The sequence below is a fragment of the Chitinophagales bacterium genome, from assembly GCA_017303415.1.
Taxonomy (GTDB): domain Bacteria; phylum Bacteroidota; class Bacteroidia; order Chitinophagales; family Chitinophagaceae; genus SpSt-398.
This window is the reverse complement of the sequence record JAFLBJ010000001.1, coordinates 901118-926669: the sequence shown is the minus strand read 5'-3', so window position 1 is coordinate 926669 and position 25552 is coordinate 901118. Positions and strand designations below refer to the sequence as shown.

Genomic DNA, 25552 nt, shown 5'->3' with positions numbered 1-25552 from the left:
TTTGGGTTGATATTTGCTGGTAAACCGTCTATATTTGTTGACCCCGACGGGTGGGACGCAAAGGTATTGATTTCTGTTCCCCAATACACCATGAAAAAGATCAAATACTTCTACAACACACATACCCTTCGGTATGAGAAGCTGGAGACCCCTGTACGGGTAAAAGTGCTCCGGGTATTTGGTTTTTTAGCGGCTGCTCTGGTTACCGCCGCCCTGATCTCCTTTTTCGCTTTCCGGTTTGTCGGCTCTCCCAATGAAAGGTTGTTAAAAATGGAAAATGACCGTCTCGGCGATGGTTATAACCAGCTTTCCAAAGAATTGAGGGAAGTGCGACAGCAGATGCGTGACCTGGAAAAGCGGGACAATGAAGTGTACCGCTCCATTTTTGAGGCCAATCCCATTCCCGACAGTGCCCGGGCCAAAGCCCAGGAAAAGGTACAGCAGGCCGCCATCATCGAGAGTATGACGGGGAACCAGCTTTACCGCTCCCTGCTCGAATCCATCAACCAACTCAAGAACCGGATCGCCTTACAGAATAAGTCATACGGGGAGATCAACGAACGGATCAAAAACAAGGAAAAGATCCTGGCCGCTACCCCGGCCATTCAACCCGTGAGCAATAAGGACCTGGACCGGATCGCCTCCGGTTTTGGCTACCGGATCGACCCTATTTATAAGACCATAAAACTCCATGCCGGACTGGATTTCACGGCCCCGACAGGCACCCCCATCTATGCCACGGCCGATGGAGTGGTATCTGTATCCGGGTTTAGCGACGGGGGCTATGGGAACCACGTCGTCATCAACCATGGCTATGGGTACGAAACCCTTTATGGACATATGAGCCGGATCAAAGCCAGACGGGGGCAGAAAGTGACCCGGGGCGAAGTGATCGGCTATGTGGGCAGCACGGGAAAATCCACCGGTCCGCACCTGCACTATGAGGTCCATAAAAATGGGCAAAAGATCGATCCTGTCTATTTCTTCTACAATGATCTTTCTCCCGAGCAATTTGACAGGCTGTTGAAAAAAGCCGGCGCCTCGAACCAAAGCTTTGATTAGGTTTCAACGTGGAAAACTCTGGAATTTCTTAATTTCCAATATCGTATTTTTACAGCGGCCCATGCAAAAATCACTCACTCAAATAACCTTTGATTTCTCCAGCCCCGAAGGGGAGGTTACCCCCCCAAAGCCGGTAGAGGAAATACTCCTGGAGAAACGTCCACTGGTGGCACCCAAGCCGCCCTCGGCAGAAAAGGTTTTTGAGGAGCCGGTGGAGGAAAAGGAAGAGGAGGCCGTTTCAATAGAAACCCTGCCGGCCCGCAAATCCACCCGTGGCCGACGTTCCCTGAAAGAGATTAGCCAGATGGCCGACCTCGTGAATGTCCCCCCCGATGAGATCCTTTTTCAAAAACAATATTATTCCATCGGCGAAGTAGCCGTATGGTTCCAGGTCAATCAATCCCTGCTACGTTACTGGGAATCTGAATTTACCCTGCTCAAACCCCGCAAGAACCGCAAAGGGGACCGCTTTTTCCGCCCGGAAGATGTCAAGAATTTGCAACTCATTTATGATCTTTTGCGTCGTAGAAAGTTCACGATCGAAGGCGCGAAGGATTTTTTAAAGAACAACAAGAAGGCCGAACAGAAATTTGAAATGATAAGGTCGCTGGAAGGGATACGTGGTTTCTTGTTGGAATTGAAAGCAAATCTTTAAGCGGTTCTCACAGAATGCAGGAAAAACACAAAAACGTAATTCCGTGATTTCTGTGCCTTCCGTGAGAAAAATCAAATTTTCTTACTATTTAATTGTTTTGACCCCATGAGACCCCTCCTGACACTGTTTATTCTTCTACTCTCTTTTTCCATCCACGCCCAGCATCAATACGAAGTATCCCGCAATAGCGATAATGAAAAAATATTAAAAGGCATTATCTCCCGCGACCTGATCGCCAAAGACACCGCCTTCCCCTGGTATGCCGAAAATGAAAAAGGTTATACCCCTTTCCCCAAGGCGGTAGAAGGTCTGAAGAATCACCCCGAATATGAACTGCTTGTCTTTATGGGCACCTGGTGTCACGATTCGCATTTTATCATTCCCAAATTTTACAAACTGGTCGATGCCTCCGGTTTCCCCGCCAACCAGATCACGCTTATCGGTACCGATGAGCAAAAGAAAACCCTGAGCCACCTGGCTGAAGCACTGGGCATAAAAAATGTCCCGACGATCATTGTTCTAAAAGACGGAAAAGAATTGGGCCGTGTGGTCGAATACGGGAAGTATGGTATGTTTGATATGGAGCTGGCGGAGGTCCTGGAAGGGAAATGATTACACGAATTTTTACGAATTCAGCGAATTACACGAATTAATTTTTCAGCTTATCCGTTGTAGTGTTTCCCGGGCAGAAGCGTCGTAGAAACCTATGCGTATATTTGAATAAAGACCTCATCATGAAAAATAGGTTAAACATCACGATTGACCAAGAACTGATGGAGAAAGCGAAAAGGTATGCCACCAAGCACAACACTTCCGTATCACAATTGGTAGAAGGGTTTTTTGAATCCCTCACACAAGCAAAAAAGGAAAATATACTGCAACTCCTTGATCGTCTGCCAGAACCTAAGGGTAGAAAACCTAAAGAAGATCTGAAGAAACTTTATTACGAAGGAAAAAAGAAGAAATATGGCTTCTAAAATATTTCTGGATGCTAATCTTCTCCTTGATATTACCCTTAAGCGTGAAGGTTATACACCCGCAAGGGCTTTGATGGAGATTGCCCTGGAAGGTAAGCTGTATCTTTATACCACCCCTTCGGTTTTACACATAACCGCGTATTTTACCTCTCAGAGTTATTCGATCAGGGAGACCAGGATGATCTTATTAACCTTATTAAATGACATTCAAATTATAGATGCCGATTACGATACAGTTTTAGCCGCTATTTCAAATACTGACTGGAGCGACATTGAAGATGCCATCCAATATTATACTGCGCTTCATCACAACCTTGATTTTTTTATTTCTGCTGACAAAAAATTAAAAAAATCAGCAATTCCACAACTTCCTGTACTTTCTTCTATTGAAATACTTAAACGCCTAAATAAATAATCTGGTAATTACACCGCTGTTGGGGAAACATCAACAACCACGGAGCAGAAAATTAATTCGTGCAATCCGCGAAATTCGGTTAATCCCTGTAACCAAAAATTCCTAACTCCTCCTTCTTCATTACATAGATCCGCGAAGGGGTAAACAACAATTTCTGAAAGGGAGTAAACTGTTTGGGCAGCGGCTGATCATATACGCGGAACAGATCCTTCCGGTAACGGTACAAGCTATCCCCCTTGGTTCCCCAAATGGAATTTCCGGCTACCCGAAGATTATCCCATCCCTGGATCAAGATCTTATTCTTTAATGCCCCATAATAATCAAAAACGTAGATCCCCAATTTTTTATCATACAAATACACCAGCTGATCCTGCTCGGTGATGGATTCAGGCACCGGGGCTTCGCCAAACAATAAGCGGAAATCAGGGGTCTCCATCAACACCTTCCCATTCTCATCCACCTTTTTAAGCTTGTTCTCGATCTCATCATAGAGCCAGATATTATTATCATAGGCCAGGCAAATAGCCCGTACCTGTAAGATATTCGAGCGGCGGAGATCAAGCGTTGACCGCACATTCAAAAAACGGTCGAGGATCAATACGGTAGAGAAATTCTGATAATAGAGCAACACCCGCAAAGGATTGGACACATCAATTTGTGTAACCGGTCCGTATCGCCGCACATCATTGAACACGGCGAGGGAATCGCCTTGTGGGCTCACCTTTTTCAACTGCCCCGAAGCACGCAGGAGATAAAGGTTATCCAAATTATCGACGGCGATATCCTGCAAGGATTCATTCAGGGTGCGAATACGGGAAAAGGAAGAATCTCCCTGTGCGTGAAGTACAGGGGCCAGCAGCGTAAGAAAAACAATTGTACTGAGCAGGCTTTTCACGAGCGGATGATTTTATGTTCCTTTCCCGAAAACGATTTTAGCTCCAAATTATTTCCATCAAACACCGCATAGGTATCATAATGGATCCAATCACCCAGATTGATATACCGGCTTTTTGCTGAAAGCGCGTGATCAATAGGTAAATGTCGATGTCCAAATATGAAATAATCCATTTCTTTTGTTTTCAATCGCTCCAGGCAATGGATGATCAGCCATTCTTTATCTATACCCAGAAACACCTCCTCATTTGCTCCGGTTTGGGCGCGGCTCTTCCGGCTCAAATAATTGGCCAATCCCATGCCGATATATGGAGGGAAGACGCCAAAAAGCCACTGACAGGCAGGATTGCGGAAGATTTTTTTCAAAAATTTATAGCCTTTATCGCCAGGGCCCAGTCCGTCTCCATGCCCGATCTCGAATTTCCGACCCTGGAATACAAATTCCCGGGGTTCAAAATAAACGGGAATGGCCAGTTCTTTTGGCAGGTAATCCTTCATCCACATATCATGGTTGCCCACAAAAAAATGGATCTGAATACCGGCATCGGTCATTTCCGCGAGTTTGCCCAGTAAGCGGGTAAAACCCTTGGGTACCACCGACCGGTACTCATACCAGAAATCGAACATATCACCGACAATAAATACGACCTGGGCATCCTGGGCGGCCTGAGAAAGAAAGGAAACGATCCGTTTTTCACGGATCAGACTGGCCTCCGCATTCGGAGCGCCGAGATGAAAATCAGAGAGAAAGTATATTTTTTTTCCAGGGGAAAGATCCACGCTATTTGTTCTTTTCTGCAATGTATTGCAAAATATCACCCGATGCAATGATGGGGCGGCCGGAAACATCCTGGTTATACCAATAGATCCAGGCATGTACCGTTCCTTCGGGGGTATGGATCTCCGCTAATTCACGGCGGTAAAGCTGGGTTTCGCCTTCTTCCACGTTGACCCCTTCGTAATCATCAAGCTGGCCAAAAGCCCAGCCAAACTCATCGGGGTTCTTTATGATGTACAACTCCCCCAATATCCAATGTTCCCCATCGGGAACTGCGGCCGGGTAATCACCCATATCCACCAGCTTGCCTGGCACCCTGGCCTCCCCTAAATAATGGAAATACCGGCTGATGTATTCATAAACCGGGCTTTGAAAACCCTTGCGCAAGGAACCGTAGACAAAGAGATGGGGGGTCATAGAGGGAAGTTACGAATAATTTCAATGACACGAATGATGCGAATTACCCCATTTCACGAACATATATTCGTGCCATTCGCGCACATTCATTTTAATTCGTGTAACCCAAACAGCATCTCCGGCTCATTCGTCGTAATATAATCAAACCCCTCCTTCAACAACCACTCCATTAGTGCCTTATCATTCACTGTCCATGCATTAAGCACGATACCCAGTTCCTTTGCCTCTTTGATCCATTGCGGGTTCTTTTGAAAAACGGTGAAATGATAATCCATCCCGTCAATTCCATCCTTTTTTAATTCCGCCGGTGATTTTTCACCATTGAGGTATTGAAGTTTTGCTTTTGGATCGAGTTTACGCAAATGCAGCAGCATATCATAGGTAAAACTGATATAGATGACGCGTTTTTCGGCCCGCATTTCCCTGAGAAGTTTTACCACTTTTTCCACGATTAGCCTGCCTCTTTCCAAACCACCATCGGTGGGTTTGATCTCCAATACGAGGTTTGTCCCGGGGTTATTGGTTAATCCAGCCTGCAGGTACTCCCGTAAGGTAGGGATCGGTTCACCATTCTTCAATGTGTGTTGCCGGAGAGTGGCAAAATCCGTCTTCTCAATGGTCAAACCATTAAAATGTGGGTCATGGTTTATAAGCAACGAATCATCCATCGACATGCGCACATCAAATTCCGAACCCGTACAGCCCAGGCGTATAGCCTCTTTCAGCGAAGCAATGGAATTCTCGGGAAAGCCATTCAGCTTGAAAGCGCCACGATGCGCCACGACCGGGTTGGAGGGTTTCATATTGGTTGATTTCCTGGAGGAAGAACAGGCAACGAACAGGTTGCTCAACAGAAGTATATAAAACAGTTTCTTCAAAATTTTACTTTGATGCAATTTACAAAAGTTAGTCCTTGCGCTCCCTGGCGTTCAGGCAGTATTGGCTAAGAAACCACAAATAAAAGGGGCCGACCGAGACCGGCCGCCCCTTGCCTGCTTTCGACTGCTTACTTACTATAGGTTGTTATCCAATAGTTTTATGAAACATTGTTCTTACTTATTGGCAATACCTAAATTAAACAATGCTTTGATATGTGCATCCGGCAACGACCGGTTATACATGCGTATCTCATCCAGTTGTCCGGTCATCGGTGCAAAGGTCACATCCGAATTGACTGACATACCGGGTATGCCATTATAGTTGGAGCCTATGATGACGGCATTGGGTTCATAGGATTTAAACGAGTTATTCCCCGTTCCCCGGTTGGGGAAGCCGCCGATCTTCACTCCATCCGCCCAGATATTGAACACACCCGTGCTAAACTCATAGGTCAGCACAATATGTGTCCATTTATCCATACCGATGCTTGGCGAAAGATTATTATTCAGATTATCCTGTGTTCCTCCACCTACCGTTGAAAACGTAGGCTGAATACGAAGGGTAGTGAGATTGGTAGCGGGAAATGACTGGGTATTCAATTGGAAATTGATATTCCCGGTGAATATACCCGGCCGTGCCAATTGAAACAGCATGGTACGTTTGGAACCATTGTTCAGGATCTTGGTCCAAAGGCTGATACTCCAGCTCTTCAGCGAATCGGTCTTGAACTTGGGAAATTCTGTAGGGAAATACACATACCCTGCGGCCAGACTCAGCGCCTTGTTTCGTACCCCACCTGTTACATAGGTATCATTGGCGGAAGTAGACGGTGCTGTTCCGGTTACCATTTCATTCTTGGTATCATCAAAACTCCAATAAGCGATCAGGTTATCTGGATACACCTCATCAGAACTATTGTAACCGTCAATCTTTCCTGCATAGTCATCGGGATTGACATCGGGAAGGTTATTGGGGTTGCCATCCTTTTTGCAGGAGAAGAGGAAAAGGCCTGCACCCAACAACCCGGTAGTTATTTTTAAAAAAGATAATTTCATGTTATTCGTTTTTTAATCACAAATGATCAATAGCCTGGGTTTTGTGTCAGTACCCCGGCGCTGAGGTCGATCTGGGTTTGAGGAATTGGGAGAAGGACATCGCGGCTATCGCTGAAATTTGTCTTACCCACGGCATGTAATGTACTTTGTGCTATTCCCCAACGAACGAGGTCAAAGAATCGGTCATGCTCCATGGCCAGTTCAAATCGGCGTTCACGACGAATGGCTTCACGCAATTCATTCTGGTCGGTGGTGGTGATATCGGGTAATACTGCATTGTTTCCACCACGTGCGCGTCTTCTTACGGAATTGACCGCATCCAGGGCAGCAGTTATGTTAGAAGCACCACCCACTTCGTTAGCAGCCTCGGCAAACATAAGTACCACATCAGCATAGCGGAGTGCACGGATATTCATCCAATACCCGAACCGGTTTCCGATGGACGCCCGAATGGAAGGATTGGTATACACTTTATTGTTGTATCGCGGATTGGGCAGACCAACGGGGAGACTTTCTCCATAAATGGTTTGATAAGTAGTAGTGCCTGTGCTGGTATACAATATAGTGCGGGCGCGACGGGGATCGCCGGCCTCATAGGAAGTATCGAGGTTCTGGCTTGGTGAATTCCATCCCCATCCAAGGTCCCAGATACCCGAACCACGGATACCCTGGATCTGTGCATACTGAACTCCGTTTGTGCTGGGAATCGCTGCGGATGAAGTGGCTTGTACCTCAAAAACAGATTCTTTACTGTTCTCCCCTTCTTCGCGGAAGATCTTATCATATGGTGTACTCAGATCATACTGGCCGGAATTCATTACCGCCTGTGCAGCGGCCAAAGCCAGCCCCCATTTTTGTTGGGTTATGTATACTTTGGCAAGTAGTCCATTGGCGGAACCACGGGTAACCCGTCCAACAAACTTCGCATCCCAACTCAAGGGCAGTACAGAAGCCGCAAAGGTCAGGTCATTCTCGATCAATGCATATATCTGGGCAGATGAACTCTGTGGCAGGTTGTTCTGTGCCGCCGGATCATCAAATACTGTATCGATCAAGGGCACACGGCCAAACAATCGCACCAGCATGAAGTATCCATATCCCCGCAGGAATTTAGCTTCGCCGATGGTTTGTTGTTTGATCGCATCGGTGGCCACGATCTGGGTATTGGTGTTGACCTCTTTGATTGTCACATTGGCCTTGTTGATCAAAGCATAGTAACCCAACCAGAGTGTATTACAAAAACCATTGTTCGCCGCCACAGGGAAATTATCCATGGTGATGGCATTGGCACCGCCATCTGCCGGCGTACTTCCCTTGTCGGCATCATCACTGCGGATACTGGTAGCGGTAATAAATGACTGGCTATGCACATTAAAACTCCTCAATTCATTGTATGCTCCAAAAATGAACTGGTCATATGGACCTGACCCGCCCGGATAAGGATAGTTATCCGCGTTATAGGCCCCTTGTGCTTCCGTATCCAGAAAGCGTTTGCACCCGGTAAACAAGCCAAGGGCCAGTACACCGATCAGCAGGAGGGCTGTTTTTTTATTATTAATAAAAGATCGCATATCAAAATATTTTTGTTCGGTTTAGAAAGTCAGATTGATACCAAAGGAATAAATGGCCGGAACGGGATAGGCACCATTATCGGCACCACCGCCCAGGATATCCCCTATTAGGGCCTCGGGAGAATATCCGGTCACCTTGCTCCAGGTCTTTATGTTTTGCCCGGATACATATACCCTGGCTTTCTGGATACCTGCTTTCGACAATAGGTTACGCTCGAAAGTGTAGCCTACTTGTAATAAACGGATCCGGAAATAATCACCCGGTTCGAGGTAATAGGTACTCATCAGGAAATTAATGGCCCTGGTATTATCCAATATCGGTTCCACATTTGTACTTCCGGCTGTGGTCCATGCATTCAGGCGATTGGCTTCATAATTAAGCACGGCAAACGTAGACGTACGACGCTGGGTATAGATCTTATGCCCGGCAGAGCCCTGTCCGTCAAGACTCAGGTCAAAACCCTTATACCCCATATTGATCGATGTACCATAGCTGTAAGGTGGAAAGGGTGAACCAATATATCCGCGGTCGGCTGTGGTAAGTAATCCATCTCCATTGATATCTGCATAGGAAATATCACCAGGAAGGGAATTGATAAAGGCAGGCAATTTTTGGATATCTGCAGTGGATTGATAAACCCCTGTTTGGGTATATCCATAAAAATATCCAATGGATTGACCGGTTGTAGTGAGGTTGGCACCGCCATTTCCGATGATAGTGAAGTTAAAATTATCTCCGATCGAATTCACCACGTTCTTGTTATAGCTGAAATTGGCAGACACACCATAAGTAAAGTCCTTATCAATATTATCATTCCAACCCAGGTTGATCTCTACCCCTTTATTGGTGATCTTCCCGAGGTTGGTGAAATATCCCCGGCTCTCATTGGGCAAGGTTACCGAAGTAAGGATATCTGTAGAGGTCCGGTTGTAGATTGTAAACTCGGCATTCAGGCGATTGTTCAGCGCTCGCAGGTCAAATCCTACATCTACCCCTTGTACAGTTTCCCAATGCAAATTGGGGTCTGGGATATACGCGGCCTGAATCGAAGAATAGATATTATCGCCAAAGATCGCTGTTGAGGCATTTTGAATACCGGGGCGATATAAATTATCGGCAAAACCATTGGCATTACCGGTAAGTCCCCAGGCGCCACGGATCTTCAGGAAGTTAATGCCTTTAACCCGGTTAAAGAAATCCTCTTCCGAAAGTACCCAACCCACACCTACACTTCCAAAAGTTCCCCACCGATTCGCAGGTGCGAACTTGGAACTTCCGTCGCGACGCACGGTGGCATTCAACAGGTATTTACCAATATAAGAATATCCTACCCGGAAGAAACCACCCGCGATCGAACTTTCCGATCCGCCACCACCATTGGTAGTGGGGTTATTGGCATTGATGATATTCAGGTACCAGAAATCAGGATCATCGGGTACATTGATAGAGGTATCACGACGAGTACCATTGACAAATGAACTCGCACTGTAAATGGTGGTAAAACCAGCCACGGCATTTACCATATGCCCCTTCCCAAAGTTTTTATCAAAAGAAAGCACATGATCCTGCTGAAACCTTCTGGATTCGCCCTGCTCCTGGGTTACTGAGGTACGGGCTGAATTATCAAAGGTCGTGGTAGTGGGGGCAGCCCCTTCGCCCAGGTTTACAAACGAATAGGGCAATTGGGAATAACTACGTGTGTTATTGAAATTCATGTCCGCATACACCGTAGAGCGCCAAGTAAAGCTTTTCAGGAATTTAACCTCGGCAAACAAACTTCCGACTACGCGGTAACCCTTGGTCACCGTATTTCCATTGTTGCGGTTCAGCGCGGCAATGGGGTTGCCTACCTGTGCACGTTGGAAAGAAGGCATGCTGTAATAGGTGTTTTCATCCAGCTGTATTGGAACAATTGGCGCAGCCCACAAGGCATTCGTGATCGAAGCTGCAGGAGGATTGCTGTTGAAATGATAACCTGTGATCTCCCCACCCGCTTTGATCTTGTTGTTAAAACGGATCTCCTCATTGAGGCGAACTAGATAACGCTTGTAGCGGTCATACTTTAACACGCCTTCCTGATCGGTATAGCCAATATTCAGGTAGGTGTTGGACTTATCGCCACTATTTGAAAGACTCAAGTTGGTAGATGTGATCAGCGCTTTTTGTAAAACCAGATCCTGCCAGTTGGTATTGGCGGTATAGTTGGTATAATCAAATGGCGCTGCATTCAGGTTGGCCAACTGGGCTTCATACAATTTTCTGAAACCTGCCGCATCCGTCACTTTTATTTTGTCCTGTACCACTTGCACTCCTGTGGAATGTTGCAGGTTGATCCGGCTCTGTCCACGCGCGGCTTTCTTGGAGGTGATAGCGATCACTCCATTTGCTCCACGTAAACCATAAATAGCGATGGAGGAGGGGTCGCGCAGGATATCGATGGTCTCGATATCGGCTGGATTAAGGAAGTCAATATTATCATGAAGGATGCCATCCACAACATAAACAGGATTGGCACTATTGGTGCTGTTTACCCCGCGAAGACGTACCACCGGGCTGGAACCCGCCCGACCGGAGTTCGAAATCGTGAGCCCAGGCACTTTACCTTGTAACGATGCAATCGGGTTGGTGGAAGGCATGTTGGCCACCTCTTCCCCTTTGACAGAAGAAACCGAACCGGTCAGGTCCTTTTTCTTTTGGGTACCATACCCGACCACCACGATCTCTTCCATCGAACGCTCCTGAGGTTTGAGGGAAATATCGAGTGTGGCACGGCCACTTACTTTTTCTTCCACAGATTGAAAACCTACATAAGAAAATACGAGTGTGGCATCATCAGGTACGGTGAGGGAGAAGTTACCTTCCGCATCCGTTGTCGTTCCATTAGCAGTGCCTTTGACAGTAACTGATACCCCCGCCATGGGTTGACCTTTGTCATCCGTTATCTTTCCCCGCACAGTGATCGTAATGATCTCCGGCACCGGGGATAAGCTGGATTCAGCTAAAGGGGTTATCCGTTTAATGATAATGGTGTTTTCTGAGATCGTATAACTTAATAACTGATCACGAAAACATAAGGCAAGAACTTTATCCAGCGGCTCTTTCTTTACCGATATGGAGATCGGTGCGGCCGAGCGAAGGGCTTCGTCGGCATACAGGAATTGATACCCTGTCTGACGGCGGATTTCTTCAATTACTTTGGTAAGTGAAATGTTCTTTTCCCGTAAGGTTACTGTTTGGGAATACCCATTGGCACTTACTTGCAAGCAGGCGGCAATCAGTAGAACTGCGGTTAATTTCATCTTGCGAAGGATTTGATGGGTGCCGTGGCCTGAACCCAGACCTGAACGGCAAACTGCAGTGAAATACATACTTTTGTTCAGCCCCGATCACCTCGGGGCAGGTTTGAGTTGAAATAATAAGCAGTAGGAAACTCGTTTGTTACCAGGCTCAACCGTTCGCCGGGTCCTGCCGTTAACAGGATCCGGTTTTTTGTTTTACCTGGCCGGGTTCATCCGTCTGACGTAAACAAAATTTTCTTTCTCATATAGTAGGCGTTTTATCGTGTTACAATGATCTTTCTTCCTTCCGTACGAAAATGTACTTCACCCGTCATCTCCAGGTGCTCGAATACTTTGGATACATTTTGGTTCCTTGTAAGCTGACCGGTAAAATGAAGGTTCACCTTCCCCCTGTACTCCACATCCACATCATACCACCGGGAAATTTGTCTCAGGATTGACTGCAGGTCCGCACTTTTAAATTGAAACCGTCCATTCTTCCAGGCCATCACTTCCTCGAGGTCAACATTATTGCTGGTAGTGATCTGGTTGGAAGAAGAAAGCTGTGCCTGCTGACCAGGTAATAGGGTAACACTGGAAGAAACACGTACTTTTCCTTCCAACAATGTAACCTTCAGGCTTTCTTCATCTGTATAGGCATTGATATTAAAATGAGTACCTATCACTTCCACTTCTGATTGCTCGGCCTTTACGTAAAATGGCCGGGTGGCATCTGACTTGACTTCAAAATAAGTCTCCCCTGTCACCTCCACCCTTCGCTCCTTCCCTGTAAAAACAACCGGGAACCGGATAGAGGAGGCGGCATTCAGCCATACCTTGGTGCCATCCGATAAGGTTACCTGGTATTGTCCGCCACGAGGCGTGGTGATGGTATTATAAAAAGCCTCATCGTTCTCGGTTAAAAAGCGACCATCTATTTTATACGCCAATTGACCACTTTTCAACTTGACGATCTCACTTACTCCCTGTTTACCCAATACTCCATTGGCCGCACTATCCAGTTCTATGATCGAACCATCAGCCAACGTAAGCAAGGCCTTGTTACCTCCTGGGGCAATATCAGTGTTGGTTGGTGTAACAATTTGGGGTTTGCCTTCAGCAACCGGTTGTGGCGCTTTATTTTTATTTAATAGAAAATACAATCCGCCGCTAACAATTAAAAGCAGAAACGAGGCGGCAATTGGGAGTATGTATCGCTTCCTGCGTGATTGGACCGGCTCCTGTGAAATAGTTTGGGCAAGACGTATACGGATCCTTTCCGCCAGCTCAGATTCTGTCGTGGATTGTTCGAGATAGACCTCCGCCTGCGTATCATCAAAAGAATGATACCATTCATTCAACTGTGCGATCTCTTCAGCAGTGGCTGTTCCGGCCTGGTATTTTTGGATCAGTTGGTATAAGGTTTGGGGACTGGGCATATACCAATAGTAACCGGTTGGGGAGGTTACCCCCAACGGACTTGAAAAAAATCTAACTAGAAAAGGAATTGAAAGAAGGTCCGGGTATGGGTCTTTAGGTGTTTGATCGCCCTTGTAAGTTGATTTTCAACTGTTTTAGGGGAAATTTCCAACCGTTTTGCGATCTCTTTTACGGGAAGGCCCTCCTCTTTTCGGTATTTAAATATGAGTCTGCAGCGAGAGGGAAGTTTCTCCACTTCCTGGCGAACCCTTTCGAGTAATTGACGGTGATACAACCTATCCACGATCCGCATATCCATCACCGGGGTATCCGCCAATCCTTTCAGGGCTTCACGTTCCCTTAGCTGCTTTTTCACCCGGTTGAACACGGCATACTTGGTGGCAACCGCAAGGTAATTTTCCAAAACATCGATCTGAACCTGGTGACGGTTGGCCCATAGACCAGCAAAAACATCATGCACAATATCTTCGGCATTGGCTGTATCCTGTAAACGGTTATACGCGATCACATATAATTTCTGCCAGTAACGGGCGTAGATCTCTTCAAAAGCATGCTGATCGTCCCGCGCAAGGAGGGCTAGCAGATCGGAGTTTGTATGAGAAGAGAGGGTTGGCACAAGCAGTACAAAGGTAATCAGGATTTGGGGGAATATGAGAATGAAGAATCGTCAACCTTTTCCAAATTCCAAAATCGCAAATTTCCATAGACAACTCAATCCACCAGAAAAAGAAACACTTCGCCCGGTCCATGTACCCCTACAACCAGGGTTTTTTCAATATCGGCCGTGCGGCTGGGACCTGTAGCAAAGGTGAACAGGGAAGGAAGATCCTGTCCATATCGGTTCTTGAGTTGGATCAACGCATCTTTTATATCCGGAACCAATTGATGCGTATAGGCGATGCAAATATGTATTGGAGCAAAAACGCTTGAAGTACGCCCAGATTCAGTATTGGAACTCATCACGATCGTTCCGGTACGGGCCACAAGTGATTCGCAACTGGTGATGGATACATCACAGGCACCCAGGTCATCCGTAAGCCGGTCCTCGATTGTTCCGGTTAAAAGGTCAAGCATTTTTTTTTCCTGGCAATACACTTTTTTCCAATGCTGTTTGCGGATCAGGCTGCCTACCTGAAAAGCAAGCTCCTGCTTATTGAGACAAAAAATAAACCGCCCTTGCAGTTTATTGAACTGCTCCGCAAATTCAACCTCAAGTTCAGTTGATGGTGGATGGAAAACAGCCTGGTTCCCCTCACTCGCGGGAAAAGGTTGATCAACCGGATGGCTGAGCGCTTCGCGAATACGTTTGAGGATGTTTTCTTTGGAGGGGGTGACTTTCACGGGGCAAATATAAACCAGGAATAAATGACTAACCCGAATTAGAATTACTTATACATTCTTACCTCCATCTGCCAATCCTCCACACTCACACCGCTATCCATTCCAGGCTCGCGTGTGCGCATCACGGGAACATAGATACGTACCCGGCTGCCCGCTGGCAGGGTCGCCAGGGTCCTGTCGATCGCGTCGGGGAAATAATGCGTAAGCGCACTAAACTCCAACGGCGATTTTCGGTGAAAACTCGTATCCATATTGCTGTCAAATACCTTTCCTTGCAGCGTGGAAATCTTGTAGTCCATTTTGATAATTTTGCCCGAATCTGCCACCGGACCGCTTCCCTTTTCAATCCATTCCACCGCCACTCCATGGGAATTCCAATCGGCTTTGATCCCTTTTTTACTTAAATACGCTTTTATCCGCTCCGGCCCAAGCAGATTTTGCAAAGAATCAAAACGATCGCGTTCCAATTTTTTATCCGCAGTGATCAGACTGTCCACATAACCGGGCTTTGACCAATCAAAAGGATAGACCTTAAGCACCTTTATCCCGATCCGCCACGCATCACCAGGTTGGGTATTGGGTGGGGGTTCCTTTAATCTCCCCTGCGCAATCAAGGAATCCACCCGCAACCGTACTTCAAGGCTGTCTCCTTCATGCACGCCCTGAGTAAGTGCTTCCATCGGGTCATAGGGAAATATCACCCCGGGGATCAAGGCCTGGTAATGTGGCAGGGTGGTATAAGTGCTGCGTACCAGCGTATCATGCCAATACCAGGTATAATGCACCTTGACCGTTCCTCCCGAAGCAGCAATCATTCCATGCCCGCGCTTTACAAGGCGGTACTCCAAGCCAGAGGGGGTCTTTTCATACTTTATACCACAACCGACCAGGATTATAGGGATGAGAAGGATTAGGAGGATTGATTTTTCCTTTTCGAAAAGACGAATAGTTGAATGGCTTGACCTTGGCATACAAGAGAATTTCTGGGAAATGATATTACTTATGTTTTGATAAAATCAATCCTGAAAATCCTAAAATTCCTATAAATCCTGGTAAAAGAATGATGAATGGGACGATTACATACACGAAATCAGTCCTCAATAAATATTAAACAAATGTTATGCTAGCTTGAGTTATCCACATTAACTGATTCTCGCACAATTGTTGAATTTATAGCATTGTCACACCTGTTGCCGTCCCAATCTCTTTTTTTAATCTTTAAATTTTGTGCAGTATGAAAAAACAATTGATAATTGGCCTTGTGCTTGTAGGATTTCTGGCAGCATGCAAAAAAGACAAAGACAATACAGATCCGCAAGTAGCAGGATTAATGGCTTTTCACCTCGCATCTGATCAGCCAACCATAGGGGTAACCTTATCGGGAAACACTCTGCCGGGTTCTCCCTATTCATATTTGGGGTATACAGGAAGCTATGCGAATATATATACGGGAACCCGGTCTATTAATTCGTATACAGGAACTTCAACCACGCTTTCTACAAGTTCCTATAATTTTATGGCGGGTGAATATTACTCGCTATTCATTGTTGGTGCAAATGGGGTTTACCGTCATATCGTAGTTGAGGATGATTATGATAGTCTGACGGCCACCGCCGGAAGAAGTTATATTCGTTATATCAACGCCATACCTGATTCGTTGGTAACAGAAATAGGAATTGGTGAACCAGGGGGCAGCTTGAGTTATACGGCACCCTTCGGCTTTGTCTCGGATTTTCAATCGGTAACCTCGGGTTCTGTTACCCTTACCGTTGGCGTAAACAGTGTGCAGGATACGGCACGAACCATAACGCTGGAGGAAAAGAAAGCCTACACCATTCTGTTAACCGGTCAGCGAGGTGCGACTGACCCAGACCAGCAGGTACAGATCCGGTTTATTGAAAATGGAAGGATTGAATAATTGTCTTTATTTATTTTTCCTTGAATACAGAAAGGGCGCTAAGATTGATCTTAGCGCCCTTTCTATATTTACGTCTTAACGGCTTAATTAAATCTCACTACTATGATGGTCCTCCACCACATCGATCGGCCGCTTCTCTTCATAAGGTCGTTTTCCGATCAAGGCTTCCACATCGGATTGAAAGAGTACCTCTTTTTCCAATAAAGCTTCCGCCAGTTTCTCCACCTGTTCTTTCTTCTCATTCAATAACGCCTTGGTGCGGATATAGGCCACATCAATGAGTTTACGTACCTCATCATCGATCAGGCGGCTTGTTTCTTCGGAATAGGGCTTGGTAAATGAATTCTCTTGTTGGGGATCATAGAAACTTACATTCCCCACTTTCTCATTCATACCATATACCGTTACCATCGAATAGGCGATCCGTGTGATCTGCTGCAGGTCATTCTGTGCACCGGTCGATATTTTATCAAAGAAAATATCTTCACTTGCCCGGCCACCCAACGTCATGCAGATCTGGTCCATCAGCTGATCGGTATTATATAAATATTGTTCTTTTGGCGTGTACTGCGCGTATCCAAGGGCCGCTGTACCACGGGGTACAATGGTCACTTTCAACAGCGGGTAAGCATGTTCCAGGTACCAGCCACAGATGGCATGTCCGGCTTCATGATAGGCGATGATCTTTTTCTCTTCCGGAGAAATGATCTTTCCTTTTTTCTCGAGTCCACCGATCACCCGGTCTACTGCATCCTGAAAATCTTCCATGCTCACCGCATCCTTGCCTTTACGTGCTGCGATCAGGGCCGCTTCGTTACATACGTTGGCTATATCGGCGCCTGCAAACCCAGGTGTCTGTTCGGCGATCTTATGTACATCCAGTTTATCCGAAACCTTGATCGGTTTCAGGTGTACTTTAAATATAGCTTCGCGTCCTTTCAGATCGGGTTTGTCAATACTGATCTGGCGGTCAAACCGGCCTGGACGAAGCAGGGCGGTATCAAGTACATCGGGACGGTTGGTGGCGGCAAGTACGATGATCCCGGTATCGCTACCAAAACCATCCATTTCCACGAGCAATTGGTTAAGCGTGCTTTCCCGTTCGTCATTGCTCATCATTGCGTTCTTTCCACGAGCCCGGCCTATAGCGTCGATCTCATCGATAAAGATCACACAAGGTGCTTTTTCACGGGCCTGTTTAAAGAGGTCACGTACCCGGCTGGCACCTACACCGACAAACATTTCCACGAAATCCGATCCACTCAGGCTAAAGAAAGGCACCTGGGCCTCACCCGCCATGGCTTTTGCCAACAGGGTCTTACCCGTACCGGGAGGGCCGATCAACAAAGCACCTTTGGGGATCTTACCCCCCAGGGCCGTATATTTTTTGGGGTTCTTTAAAAAGTCCACGATCTCCATCACTTCCACCTTGGCCTCATCCAGTCCGGCCACATCGGCAAAAGTGATCGTTACACGGGTACCTTTATCAAACAGGGTCGCTTTCGACTTGCCTATATTGAAAATTCCACCCGGGCCCCCGCCGGCACCACCGCCTCCGCTCATCTTCCGCATCAGGAAGATCCAGAGTCCCACAAAAAGCAGGATCGGTAATAAGGTACCCAGGATACCGCTAAAGATATCCGTTTCGCGCTTGGCCCGATAGGTATCCTTGATCTGCAGGTTATCCGGTTTGCCTTTATTATACTCCTGCTCAAATGCCGACATTTCCTTGCGGAATTCATCGTAGGAGTACAGGAAAAACTGGGGCCCTTCCTTGTCCAGCTTGCCATCCATTCCTTTGGAAAGTTCTTTGGCGTACAGCTGAACCGAATCAGGTTTCAAGTAGATCCGTACCAGTTTTTTATTGGTGACTTCCAGGTAGTTTTTTACATGGCCTTTGATCAGCATCTGCTTCAGTTCGGCCACGCTGATCTCCTTTGGCCTTGCAGCAAAAGGATTGAAAAGGGAATAACCTACCAACAGGGCAAAAATGATCCCATAAACCCAGTATATGCTAAACTTCGGGCCCTTGGGAGGAGGACTTCCCCCGGGGTTCCGGTTGGGTTGAAAGCGAGGTAGCTTTTTTTCTTCGTTGTTGTTCTGTTCTTGTGACATAAGTTGTTTTAGTAACAAATGGAACGGGGATTAGGTTTTGGCTTTTAGCCCTTGGCTATAAGCATCTTATTCATCCGTGTTTACCCCATCACTCCACATCTCTTCCAGTTTATAAAATTTGCGTGTTTCGGAAATCATTACATGCACCACGACATTGACATAGTCGATTAACACCCAGTGCAGGCTTTGATAGCCTTCATGGTGGTAGACGATCTCATCGCAATTATCTTTTACCTGTTGCTCAATATGTTCGGAAATGGCCCGAACCTGGGGTTGGTTACTGGCTTCACAGATGATAAAGAAATCGGCCACCGCCTCGGGGATCTTGCGGAGGTCCAGGGAGACGATATGTTCTCCTTTTTTTTCCTTGATCGCGTTGATGATGGTTTTGATGATCTTGGAGTTCTTCGTTAACCTTGTCACACTTTTCTTGCGGGTCTTCAGTATATCCAGTTGTTCCAATAAGAGATAATTTTACCAAAAATAATAATTAATTGCCACTCCCCTTCCCCCACCCGTCATTTGGATCGCCCTTCATTGAGTTGCAGACGATTGACAGCACCAACAAACATGCCATGGGACTGATCAATGCGGGATTGGCATCCCCCGGAACAGCCGTTTTCGCCCATGAACAAATTGCCGGAAAAGGGCAACGTGGCAGGGTTTGGGACACCGAAAAGGGCAAAAACCTGATTCTTTCGGTCATTATCCAGCCTGGAGCCTTGGGAACCACCCCCGGCCAAGGCGCCCCTTCCCCCGCAACCCTTTTTCCGCTCAGTGCCTCCGTGGCCCTCGGTGCCACCGATTTTTTAGAAAATTTTACCAGGGGCGATCTGTCCATTAAATGGCCCAATGACCTGTATTGGCGTGACAGAAAGGCAGGGGGTATCCTCATCGAAAATGTGATACGTCCCGGGCAGGGTTGGACCTGGTCGGTCGTAGGTATTGGCATCAATATAAACCAGACCGAATTTTCTGCCGATCTCCCCAATCCGGTATCCCTGAAACAGATCACCGGTCGGGAACTTGATCCAGTCTCGCTGGCCAAAGATCTGTGTGATAAATTGTTTATTCGGTATCAACAGTTACAGTCCCTCGGCGCTGATCGGATCATGGAAGAATATAATGCCTGTTTATATAAAAAGGGGCAGTTAGTTAAACTCCGTAAGGAGAACCGGGTGTTTGAGGCAAAGGTCATAGGCGTAAATAAGTTTGGGCAAATGGAAATAGAACACGGGGTGTTGGAAAGGGTGGAGTTTGGGGAGGTTAGCTGGGTGTTGTGATGCTTCACTAAATTGATGTATTTCACGCAGCGCTCGCAAAGATATTTACGGACGCGGCGGCAGCCCAACATTCGAAAATCAGACAGTCCGCAGCGCCCTTAAAAATCTTTGCGAGCGCCGCGGGAAATACATATTTTTTAATTCAACCCTCTACCCCCCGCGCTTCACAATAAAACTTCGCGAAATAGTAAACCCCCATCGCCACTCGCCTTTACCCCACGAGGTATATGTGCGTTGTAAAAAGCGGTTCTCCAATATATTCGTCGCATTCGTAAAGTTGAGGTTGAACACATGCCCAGGTGTTACGATCTCAAAACCCACGCCAAGGGCATCAAACTGATCAAGTCCCTGAGTAGCATTGATCACCATTTCACTCTCTTTACTACGGAAAGGATGGAAATAATCGGTGATAAAAACGAATTTCTTGCTCAATGGGATTCTGGCTGCACCGCCAATTGCAAAGAGACTTTTCTGTTCCCCCGCGGGCGTATAATTCGTGTGTAAATAGGTAGGGCTTAGCTGGAGTGATATGCCTCCCATTTTTCGTGCGATCATCAGTTGGATCATCTGGCTCAGCCGGTCGGAAAAATTCGCATATTGGTTCTCAGCATTTACTGATCCGCTTACTTTTTCCGCCGAGGCCACGATATTTCCATAGGCCGTGATCGAAAATGGGTGATTCTTTTCGCCACCCTGATTGACAAACTGATGTTTCAGTCCCAGTTCGTAAAGTTGGTTTACGGCCCCTGCCCCCTTGCTACGGGAAAAAACCAGGTTGGTCTTTTTGCTCAGGCCATACTGAAAGGCGATCCGGATATCGGCAGCGTTATCCAATCCAAAGAAGTTCTCCACGCCACCGGCGCTACCACCAATATCTCCAAAGTTGTGGGTTACGCTGAAATCGAGCCAGCCCTTGCGGATGGTCTCCACGGTTTTTGCATTAATGAGTTTCTGGGAGAGAAACACCTGTGTGGGATAAGCCCTTTTCTTCAGGGTGTCCTGTGCTTGTGATTGCAGGCAAATGAAAGCCAATCCGAATAAGAGTCCTTTTTTCAGCATGAAATTTTTCTTTTTCAAACGAAAAAAGAAGCCGGAGAGTTGCTTTACTGTCAGCCGATTGGCTCATTTTGAGGGTCGGACACCTTTTCTTCGGCTGTATCAGGTTTATCTTTTTTGATCCACTGAAATAGCCGGTCTACGATCAAGGAGATCTGTCTGGTCAAAAGCCCTTTGCCAAAATACCGCAAAGCTATCGGGGCCACCCATCTGGCCCATCCTTTGGTACCCGACTTTATCACCAGATTGAGTAAATAGGCCGAAATCTGTTCGACCCCGGTTTGCATAATTGGATGTTGAGCGCCAAATGACAACCATTTTTGCATCAACCCCACGCCTTTTAAAACCGGATCTAATTCCTGTTCCAGGCTACGTCCATGCGCCCGAAGAGCGGAGGCTCGCAAGGCTAATTGCGCGCGCAGCCGGTTTTCTTCGACGATCAATTCATGATAGTTCTTTATGTTCTTGTTCATCAGAAAAAATATGACGTATGATACGGTCGCGGAGCAGCGGGAAAATAATCCGTTTCTTCATAGCCCAGCCAATAAGAAGCAGCACTCCGTATCCAAGCCCTACTCCACAAAATCCCAGGATATAACTGTCCCATTGTGCACTGAGCCAGAAAGCAGCACCAAGACTTAAAAAAAGGATCAGGAAGATGCCAAGGAAAAACCCCAGTAAAAGTATTATCACCCGCGATCCCCCTACTGATACGCGTTTTATCATCCGGATGACCATCAAATCAATAAGGGATTCCATATACTCCCGACCACCTCGTAAAAGGTGATTGGCCTCGTCACTGATCCGGCTTTGCTGCTCGTCCACTATGCTTTTTTCCTTTGAAGTAATTCTTCACCGTCTTCAGAGACTTTTTGAATAAACCCTTTGCCTTTCGCCAGCAGGTCTTCTCCCTGTTTTCTCAATTTTTTTCTCAGGTCACGGCCTTTTTCAGGGGCAACCAATACACCAATCAGTACGCCTGTCAGCAGCACCGATGCAATTCCGAGGGATAATTTCATTCCTTTATTCATAGTTAAATATTTTACATGGTTAAAAAATTGGTTTCTTCCTCCATCAGAGAGTTCCTTTCACTGATTTTCCACGCACCAATGATACAAGGAAAAGTACAATGAAAATAAAGAAGACAACCTTAGCTATGGTCGCAGCACCAGCCGCGATTCCCGTGAATCCAAATACACCCGCTATAATAGCGACGATCAGGAAAATAAGTGTCCAACGTAACATAGTAAACAAATTTTGGTGAGCATATATAAGTAAACAAAAAACCGTGCCACTTATTTTCTTTAATAACAAACGGCATCCATCAAAGTTTACAACCTCTGTATGATTTTTCATTATAGAAATCTGGAAAACATTTATAATATTCCCACATATAAAATATCTCGATTTGTAAATGCTGATTATTGATTCTATTTAACTTCTTTCAATGTGTGAATGATATAACATAAACAATTCATTTTATAACAATTATATGACAGAGATGCCGCACATTTACAGGGTGGACAATTCAGCTCACAATAAAGAACAGCTATGCAAACGTATAAACACAAAAATTCGATAATACTAGGCACATTTTTAGCAGTAATGATTCTTACCTTGTATGCCTGCAACAAACAAATGGCCTTCGCCACATCTTCAGTTGTTCCTGCAGCCAGGGGAAATGTAAAAATCAAGAAGGACAAGAATGAAAATTATGCCATTGATATCAGTATTTCGGGATTGGCGGAAGTGGAACGCCTGGAAGGGAATAAGAAAAGTTATGTAGTATGGATAAACACGGCCAATGAGCGTGCCAAAAATATTGGTCAGATTACCAGTGGAACAAAAACACTTTCTAAAAGATTGACCGCATCCTTCCAATCTGTGTCCACATCCAAACCAACCAAGGTATTCATAACGGCGGAAGAAGATGGAACGGTGGAATACCCGGGAAATATGCTGGTATTAACAACGGAGGAAATCTAGGTTCAAAAACCAATCACTAAAAGATCTCCAAAAAAGATATCTAATGAAAACAGAAAGCGATATCTATATAAATATTCTAAAAACCACTCAGCTCATTCATGAAAAGTATCCCGAATTGTCCATGTTTATTTCGGAAATGCCTATTACCATTCCTGATCAAAGCAATCCGGAAATAACATTGGATACCCTGGAGGCTTATAACGATTCGTTGAAAAACCTGCTGGCAAAATATTCAAAATCAAAACCAGCTGAAAACAGTTAATTCATACAAAATGAGCAAGAAGAAAATGGAGCCGATAAACGATAGTATGGGTGGCGAACTGGAAAAAGGAAAAATTCATTTTATCGTCAAGATTATTGAATATATCCCTCACTCGGTGTTGAGTAAAACGATCATCCGGAAAACCACAGGCAATGTCACAGTGACATCCTTTGCCGCCGGTGAGGAACTGGAAGAGAAGACCTCCCCATTCGATACGTTTGTTCAGATTATCGATGGAACGGCCGACATTACCATCGACGATAAGAAATTTAAGCTTACCTTAGGGGAAGGCATTATCATACCTGCCCATGCAGAACATCGCTTTGACGCCGATGAACAGTTCAAGATGATCTCTACGGTTATTAAGACTGGATACGAAGATTAGCAGCTACTCATCTACAAGTTAATTGCAAAAAAACCTGCCTGACAGAAATCGACCCAATCCGAATTAAAATGGTTGACTGGTGAATGTTGATATGCTTGCAAGCTGCATCACGAATAAATCTATAATGAAGTTATATATTAAGTATATGGTCAGCATACGCTGTAAACTGGTGGTCAAGGATACCTTTAAGAAACTTGGCCTTGATTATACGGCGGTTAATCTGGGCGAGGTGGATTTGGTGGAAGATATTAGCCCGAATAAACGGGAGGAATTAAAAAAATTGTTGCTGTTATCCGGATTGGAATTGTTGGATGATAAAAGAGCCATTTTGATAGAACGTATAAAGAATGTGATCGTGCAGATGGTGCATTATGAAGATGATCTTCCCAAGGTTAAATTCTCCGTTTACCTCGCCGAGCAGTTAAATTATGATTATACCTACCTCGCGAATATTTTCTCCGAAACCCAGGGCACTACGATCGAGCACTATATTATTCTCCATAAAATTGAAAAAGTAAAAGAGCTGATCATTTATGATGAGCTCAATCTTACCGAAATCGCCTGGAAACTGCATTACAGCAGCGTCGCCCATCTTTCCAATCAATTCAAAAAGGTTACCGGCCTTACCCCCACGTATTTCAAATCTTTGAAAAAGAAGAAGAGAAGTTTGCTGGAGGATATTTAGTCAGGCAAAAGACCAGAATATGGAATTAGAAAGAAAAAATAAGGAATGTTAAAGTATGATCAGTCAAATCCAACCATCAGTCCATTTTCAAGTTTTGTCAAAAAAAAGTTGGCAAATCACCAACTTATGATTATCTTGCATGCAATTCCTGAATTCTGTAAAAAACAAGTTTATCCAGGTTGATAAGCGTTGCACTCTTAACTTATACGCTATCTCGCAACAAATTTCTTTAACCAAAAAGTTAAGGCAATGCTTATTATTTATTTGGATAGACTCCAGAAGTTCTCTCAAAAACATGCCAACGCCAGAAAGAGTCTGGTAGCATGGAAAATGGTGGTTGAAATGGCTTCCTGGAAAAAGAAACAGGATGTTTTGGTTGATTTTCCCCGGGCCAAAATGATAAAAAACAACCGGGCTCGTTTTGAGATCGTGCACAACACCTATCGACTGATTACCGAAATTGATTATTATGATCAAATTGTAGAAATACGATTCATCGGTACACACTCAGAATATGACCGTATTGATCCTGAAACAGTTTGACTATGCAACAATGGTTTTTAATTGAAACAGAAAAAGAATATCGCTCCGCAACGGAACGATATGAATCCCTTCGACATGCCAAAAAGGGAACTGTTGCACACAAAGAAAAATCCCTTTTAGCATTCCTGATTAACCAATATGAATCCCGGAAATGGAATCTTCCCGACTTGGATCCCATCGAATTGATCAAGATAAGAATGGAAGATTTTGGTTATCTGCCCGCTGACCTGGCTAAAGAATATGGTGATAAAGGAACCGTTAGTAAGGTCCTCAACTATAAGCAACCCTTATCGCTTAACATGATACGTATTTTCAGTCGCATGCTGCGAATTCCCGCAGATGCGCTGGCTAAAGAGTACAAGATAATGGCATAAAAGATCTTCTGTTCCGTCGCGATGCGACGAGGAGGATTCTGATAAGTAGTGTCACACCCTTTAGGTCTTGTGTAAGAATCCTGTAATTTGATTCTTACTCTACCCAATAAATCCCTATTGCCACCCTAAAATTGGTGAATGGAAAACTCCGATAGATAGGAATCTAGTTTGTCCGTAGTCTT

31 protein-coding genes are annotated in these 25552 nt (G+C 45.5%); 13 read left to right on the top strand and 18 right to left on the bottom strand.

From position 1 onward, the window contains the following. Positions 1–90: 90 nt before the first annotated feature. The 5 genes from J0M30_04155 (at position 91) to J0M30_04135 (ending at position 3109) form a co-directional block, all read left to right on the top strand. A complete protein-coding gene (locus J0M30_04155) occupies positions 91–1062 on the top strand; it encodes a peptidoglycan DD-metalloendopeptidase family protein (GenBank protein MBN8666672.1) in 972 nt (323 codons plus the stop codon). Positions 1063–1123: 61 nt separating this feature from the next. Then, positions 1124–1717 carry a MerR family transcriptional regulator gene (locus J0M30_04150; GenBank protein MBN8666671.1) on the top strand — a complete coding sequence of 198 codons (594 nt, stop codon included), beginning with the start codon at positions 1124–1126 and terminating at the stop codon, positions 1715–1717. Positions 1718–1822: 105 nt separating this feature from the next. Further along, complete coding sequence (locus tag J0M30_04145; protein ID MBN8666670.1) at positions 1823–2329, top strand: thioredoxin family protein; 507 nt, start codon at positions 1823–1825, stop codon at positions 2327–2329. 122 nt (positions 2330–2451) lie between these two features. Then, complete coding sequence (locus J0M30_04140; GenBank protein ID MBN8666669.1) at positions 2452–2694, top strand: hypothetical protein; 243 nt, start codon at positions 2452–2454, stop codon at positions 2692–2694. Then, entirely contained in the window at positions 2684–3109 is a 426-nt protein-coding gene (locus J0M30_04135; protein MBN8666668.1) for a PIN domain-containing protein, read from the top strand. The genes J0M30_04140 and J0M30_04135 overlap by 11 nt, the downstream gene beginning before the upstream one ends. A gap of 79 nt (positions 3110–3188) precedes the next feature. On the opposite strand, the gene J0M30_04130 is transcribed toward J0M30_04135, so the two are convergent. From J0M30_04130 to J0M30_04080, 11 genes are all read right to left on the bottom strand, one after another. After that, a complete protein-coding gene (locus tag J0M30_04130; GenBank protein ID MBN8666667.1) occupies positions 3189–4004 on the bottom strand; it encodes a hypothetical protein in 816 nt (271 codons plus the stop codon). Next, a complete protein-coding gene (locus J0M30_04125; GenBank protein MBN8666666.1) occupies positions 4001–4852 on the bottom strand; it encodes a UDP-2,3-diacylglucosamine diphosphatase in 852 nt (283 codons plus the stop codon). The genes J0M30_04130 and J0M30_04125 overlap by 4 nt, the downstream gene beginning before the upstream one ends. Continuing rightward, positions 4785–5198: a gamma-glutamylcyclotransferase gene (locus tag J0M30_04120; GenBank protein MBN8666665.1), complete on the bottom strand. Its 414-nt coding sequence runs from the start codon at positions 5196–5198 to the stop codon at positions 4785–4787. Before J0M30_04120 ends, J0M30_04125 begins: the two co-directional genes overlap by 68 nt. Before the next feature lie 86 nt (positions 5199–5284). Next, entirely contained in the window at positions 5285–6001 is a 717-nt protein-coding gene (locus J0M30_04115) for a hypothetical protein (protein ID MBN8666664.1), read from the bottom strand. Positions 6002–6250: 249 nt separating this feature from the next. Beyond that, complete coding sequence (locus J0M30_04110) at positions 6251–7132, bottom strand: LamG domain-containing protein (protein MBN8666663.1); 882 nt, start codon at positions 7130–7132, stop codon at positions 6251–6253. 26 nt (positions 7133–7158) lie between these two features. Then, complete coding sequence (locus J0M30_04105) at positions 7159–8703, bottom strand: RagB/SusD family nutrient uptake outer membrane protein (GenBank protein ID MBN8666662.1); 1545 nt, start codon at positions 8701–8703, stop codon at positions 7159–7161. A 21-nt stretch (positions 8704–8724) separates the two neighbouring features. Further along, a complete protein-coding gene (locus J0M30_04100; GenBank protein ID MBN8666661.1) occupies positions 8725–12003 on the bottom strand; it encodes a TonB-dependent receptor in 3279 nt (1092 codons plus the stop codon). 257 nt (positions 12004–12260) lie between these two features. Beyond that, positions 12261–13421, bottom strand: coding sequence for a FecR domain-containing protein (locus J0M30_04095; protein ID MBN8666660.1), 1161 nt, complete (start codon positions 13419–13421; stop codon positions 12261–12263). Positions 13422–13477: 56 nt separating this feature from the next. Beyond that, positions 13478–14038 (bottom strand): RNA polymerase sigma-70 factor, encoded by a 561-nt coding sequence (locus J0M30_04090; protein ID MBN8666659.1) that lies wholly within the window; start codon positions 14036–14038, stop codon positions 13478–13480. 95 nt (positions 14039–14133) lie between these two features. Beyond that, complete coding sequence (locus J0M30_04085) at positions 14134–14763, bottom strand: lactate utilization protein (GenBank protein ID MBN8666658.1); 630 nt, start codon at positions 14761–14763, stop codon at positions 14134–14136. 44 nt (positions 14764–14807) lie between these two features. Then, positions 14808–15611 carry an FKBP-type peptidyl-prolyl cis-trans isomerase gene (locus J0M30_04080; GenBank protein ID MBN8666657.1) on the bottom strand — a complete coding sequence of 268 codons (804 nt, stop codon included), beginning with the start codon at positions 15609–15611 and terminating at the stop codon, positions 14808–14810. A gap of 386 nt (positions 15612–15997) precedes the next feature. On the opposite strand from J0M30_04080, the gene J0M30_04075 reads away from it, so the two are divergent. Then, complete coding sequence (locus J0M30_04075; GenBank protein ID MBN8666656.1) at positions 15998–16681, top strand: DUF4397 domain-containing protein; 684 nt, start codon at positions 15998–16000, stop codon at positions 16679–16681. A gap of 87 nt (positions 16682–16768) precedes the next feature. On the opposite strand, the gene ftsH is transcribed toward J0M30_04075, so the two are convergent. Together ftsH and rsfS are read right to left on the bottom strand one after the other, a co-directional pair. Continuing rightward, complete coding sequence (gene ftsH / locus J0M30_04070; protein MBN8666655.1) at positions 16769–18796, bottom strand: ATP-dependent zinc metalloprotease FtsH; 2028 nt, start codon at positions 18794–18796, stop codon at positions 16769–16771. 66 nt (positions 18797–18862) lie between these two features. Continuing rightward, positions 18863–19258, bottom strand: coding sequence for a ribosome silencing factor (gene rsfS / locus J0M30_04065; protein ID MBN8666654.1), 396 nt, complete (start codon positions 19256–19258; stop codon positions 18863–18865). 113 nt (positions 19259–19371) lie between these two features. On the opposite strand from rsfS, the gene J0M30_04060 reads away from it, so the two are divergent. Continuing rightward, entirely contained in the window at positions 19372–20079 is a 708-nt protein-coding gene (locus tag J0M30_04060) for a biotin--[acetyl-CoA-carboxylase] ligase (protein MBN8666653.1), read from the top strand. Between the two features lie 150 nt (positions 20080–20229). On the opposite strand, the gene J0M30_04055 is transcribed toward J0M30_04060, so the two are convergent. Genes J0M30_04055 through J0M30_04035 form a run of 5 tightly spaced genes read right to left on the bottom strand, consistent with a single transcriptional unit; the run spans position 20230 to position 22380 of the window. Next, positions 20230–21138: a hypothetical protein gene (locus J0M30_04055; GenBank protein ID MBN8666652.1), complete on the bottom strand. Its 909-nt coding sequence runs from the start codon at positions 21136–21138 to the stop codon at positions 20230–20232. A gap of 50 nt (positions 21139–21188) precedes the next feature. Next, positions 21189–21608, bottom strand: coding sequence for a hypothetical protein (locus J0M30_04050; GenBank protein MBN8666651.1), 420 nt, complete (start codon positions 21606–21608; stop codon positions 21189–21191). After that, positions 21580–21960, bottom strand: coding sequence for a hypothetical protein (locus J0M30_04045; GenBank protein ID MBN8666650.1), 381 nt, complete (start codon positions 21958–21960; stop codon positions 21580–21582). The genes J0M30_04050 and J0M30_04045 overlap by 29 nt, the downstream gene beginning before the upstream one ends. Beyond that, positions 21960–22166 carry a YtxH domain-containing protein gene (locus J0M30_04040; protein MBN8666649.1) on the bottom strand — a complete coding sequence of 69 codons (207 nt, stop codon included), beginning with the start codon at positions 22164–22166 and terminating at the stop codon, positions 21960–21962. Before J0M30_04040 ends, J0M30_04045 begins: the two co-directional genes overlap by 1 nt. A 43-nt stretch (positions 22167–22209) precedes the next feature. Then, complete coding sequence (locus J0M30_04035) at positions 22210–22380, bottom strand: DUF1328 domain-containing protein (GenBank protein MBN8666648.1); 171 nt, start codon at positions 22378–22380, stop codon at positions 22210–22212. A 360-nt stretch (positions 22381–22740) separates the two neighbouring features. On the opposite strand from J0M30_04035, the gene J0M30_04030 reads away from it, so the two are divergent. The 6 genes from J0M30_04030 (at position 22741) to J0M30_04005 (ending at position 25370) form a co-directional block, all read left to right on the top strand. Continuing rightward, positions 22741–23121, top strand: a complete 381-nt coding sequence (locus J0M30_04030) for a hypothetical protein (GenBank protein MBN8666647.1) — start codon at positions 22741–22743, stop codon at positions 23119–23121. Between the two features lie 43 nt (positions 23122–23164). Continuing rightward, the gene (locus J0M30_04025; GenBank protein MBN8666646.1) at positions 23165–23383 is read left to right on the top strand and encodes a hypothetical protein; all 219 of its coding nucleotides are present in this window, start codon (positions 23165–23167) and stop codon (positions 23381–23383) included. 10 nt (positions 23384–23393) lie between these two features. Next, positions 23394–23768, top strand: a complete 375-nt coding sequence (locus tag J0M30_04020; protein MBN8666645.1) for a cupin domain-containing protein — start codon at positions 23394–23396, stop codon at positions 23766–23768. A gap of 124 nt (positions 23769–23892) precedes the next feature. Beyond that, positions 23893–24453, top strand: coding sequence for a helix-turn-helix transcriptional regulator (locus J0M30_04015; protein ID MBN8666644.1), 561 nt, complete (start codon positions 23893–23895; stop codon positions 24451–24453). Between the two features lie 249 nt (positions 24454–24702). Continuing rightward, on the top strand, positions 24703–24996 hold the full coding sequence (locus tag J0M30_04010; GenBank protein MBN8666643.1) for a type II toxin-antitoxin system HigB family toxin: 294 nt from the start codon (positions 24703–24705) through the stop codon (positions 24994–24996). 2 nt (positions 24997–24998) lie between these two features. Beyond that, entirely contained in the window at positions 24999–25370 is a 372-nt protein-coding gene (locus tag J0M30_04005) for a transcriptional regulator (GenBank protein ID MBN8666642.1), read from the top strand. Positions 25371–25552: the final 182 nt, after the last annotated feature.

What these genes read in the sequence shown, in the direction of transcription:
- J0M30_04155 (MBN8666672.1), top strand. Translation starts at nt 91, where the DNA reads ATGAAAAAGATCAAATACTTCTACAACACACATACCCTTCGGTATGAG.
- J0M30_04150 (MBN8666671.1), top strand. Translation starts at nt 1,124, where the DNA reads ATGCAAAAATCACTCACTCAAATAACCTTTGATTTCTCCAGCCCCGAA.
- J0M30_04145 (MBN8666670.1), top strand. Translation starts at nt 1,823, where the DNA reads ATGAGACCCCTCCTGACACTGTTTATTCTTCTACTCTCTTTTTCCATC.
- J0M30_04140 (MBN8666669.1), top strand. Translation starts at nt 2,452, where the DNA reads ATGAAAAATAGGTTAAACATCACGATTGACCAAGAACTGATGGAGAAA.
- J0M30_04135 (MBN8666668.1), top strand. Translation starts at nt 2,684, where the DNA reads ATGGCTTCTAAAATATTTCTGGATGCTAATCTTCTCCTTGATATTACC.
- J0M30_04125 (MBN8666666.1), bottom strand. Translation starts at nt 4,852, where the DNA reads ATGTTTCCGGCCGCCCCATCATTGCATCGGGTGATATTTTGCAATACA.
- J0M30_04120 (MBN8666665.1), bottom strand. Translation starts at nt 5,198, where the DNA reads ATGACCCCCCATCTCTTTGTCTACGGTTCCTTGCGCAAGGGTTTTCAA.
- J0M30_04115 (MBN8666664.1), bottom strand. Translation starts at nt 6,001, where the DNA reads ATGAAACCCTCCAACCCGGTCGTGGCGCATCGTGGCGCTTTCAAGCTG.
- J0M30_04110 (MBN8666663.1), bottom strand. Translation starts at nt 7,132, where the DNA reads ATGAAATTATCTTTTTTAAAAATAACTACCGGGTTGTTGGGTGCAGGC.
- J0M30_04105 (MBN8666662.1), bottom strand. Translation starts at nt 8,703, where the DNA reads ATGCGATCTTTTATTAATAATAAAAAAACAGCCCTCCTGCTGATCGGT.
- J0M30_04100 (MBN8666661.1), bottom strand. Translation starts at nt 12,003, where the DNA reads ATGAAATTAACCGCAGTTCTACTGATTGCCGCCTGCTTGCAAGTAAGT.
- J0M30_04095 (MBN8666660.1), bottom strand. Translation starts at nt 13,421, where the DNA reads ATGCCCAGTCCCCAAACCTTATACCAACTGATCCAAAAATACCAGGCC.
- J0M30_04075 (MBN8666656.1), top strand. Translation starts at nt 15,998, where the DNA reads ATGAAAAAACAATTGATAATTGGCCTTGTGCTTGTAGGATTTCTGGCA.
- ftsH (MBN8666655.1), bottom strand. Translation starts at nt 18,796, where the DNA reads ATGTCACAAGAACAGAACAACAACGAAGAAAAAAAGCTACCTCGCTTT.
- J0M30_04060 (MBN8666653.1), top strand. Translation starts at nt 19,372, where the DNA reads ATGGGACTGATCAATGCGGGATTGGCATCCCCCGGAACAGCCGTTTTC.
- J0M30_04055 (MBN8666652.1), bottom strand. Translation starts at nt 21,138, where the DNA reads ATGCTGAAAAAAGGACTCTTATTCGGATTGGCTTTCATTTGCCTGCAA.
- J0M30_04050 (MBN8666651.1), bottom strand. Translation starts at nt 21,608, where the DNA reads ATGAACAAGAACATAAAGAACTATCATGAATTGATCGTCGAAGAAAAC.
- J0M30_04040 (MBN8666649.1), bottom strand. Translation starts at nt 22,166, where the DNA reads ATGAATAAAGGAATGAAATTATCCCTCGGAATTGCATCGGTGCTGCTG.
- J0M30_04035 (MBN8666648.1), bottom strand. Translation starts at nt 22,380, where the DNA reads ATGTTACGTTGGACACTTATTTTCCTGATCGTCGCTATTATAGCGGGT.
- J0M30_04030 (MBN8666647.1), top strand. Translation starts at nt 22,741, where the DNA reads ATGATTCTTACCTTGTATGCCTGCAACAAACAAATGGCCTTCGCCACA.
- J0M30_04025 (MBN8666646.1), top strand. Translation starts at nt 23,165, where the DNA reads ATGAAAACAGAAAGCGATATCTATATAAATATTCTAAAAACCACTCAG.
- J0M30_04020 (MBN8666645.1), top strand. Translation starts at nt 23,394, where the DNA reads ATGAGCAAGAAGAAAATGGAGCCGATAAACGATAGTATGGGTGGCGAA.
- J0M30_04015 (MBN8666644.1), top strand. Translation starts at nt 23,893, where the DNA reads ATGAAGTTATATATTAAGTATATGGTCAGCATACGCTGTAAACTGGTG.
- J0M30_04010 (MBN8666643.1), top strand. Translation starts at nt 24,703, where the DNA reads ATGCTTATTATTTATTTGGATAGACTCCAGAAGTTCTCTCAAAAACAT.
- J0M30_04005 (MBN8666642.1), top strand. Translation starts at nt 24,999, where the DNA reads ATGCAACAATGGTTTTTAATTGAAACAGAAAAAGAATATCGCTCCGCA.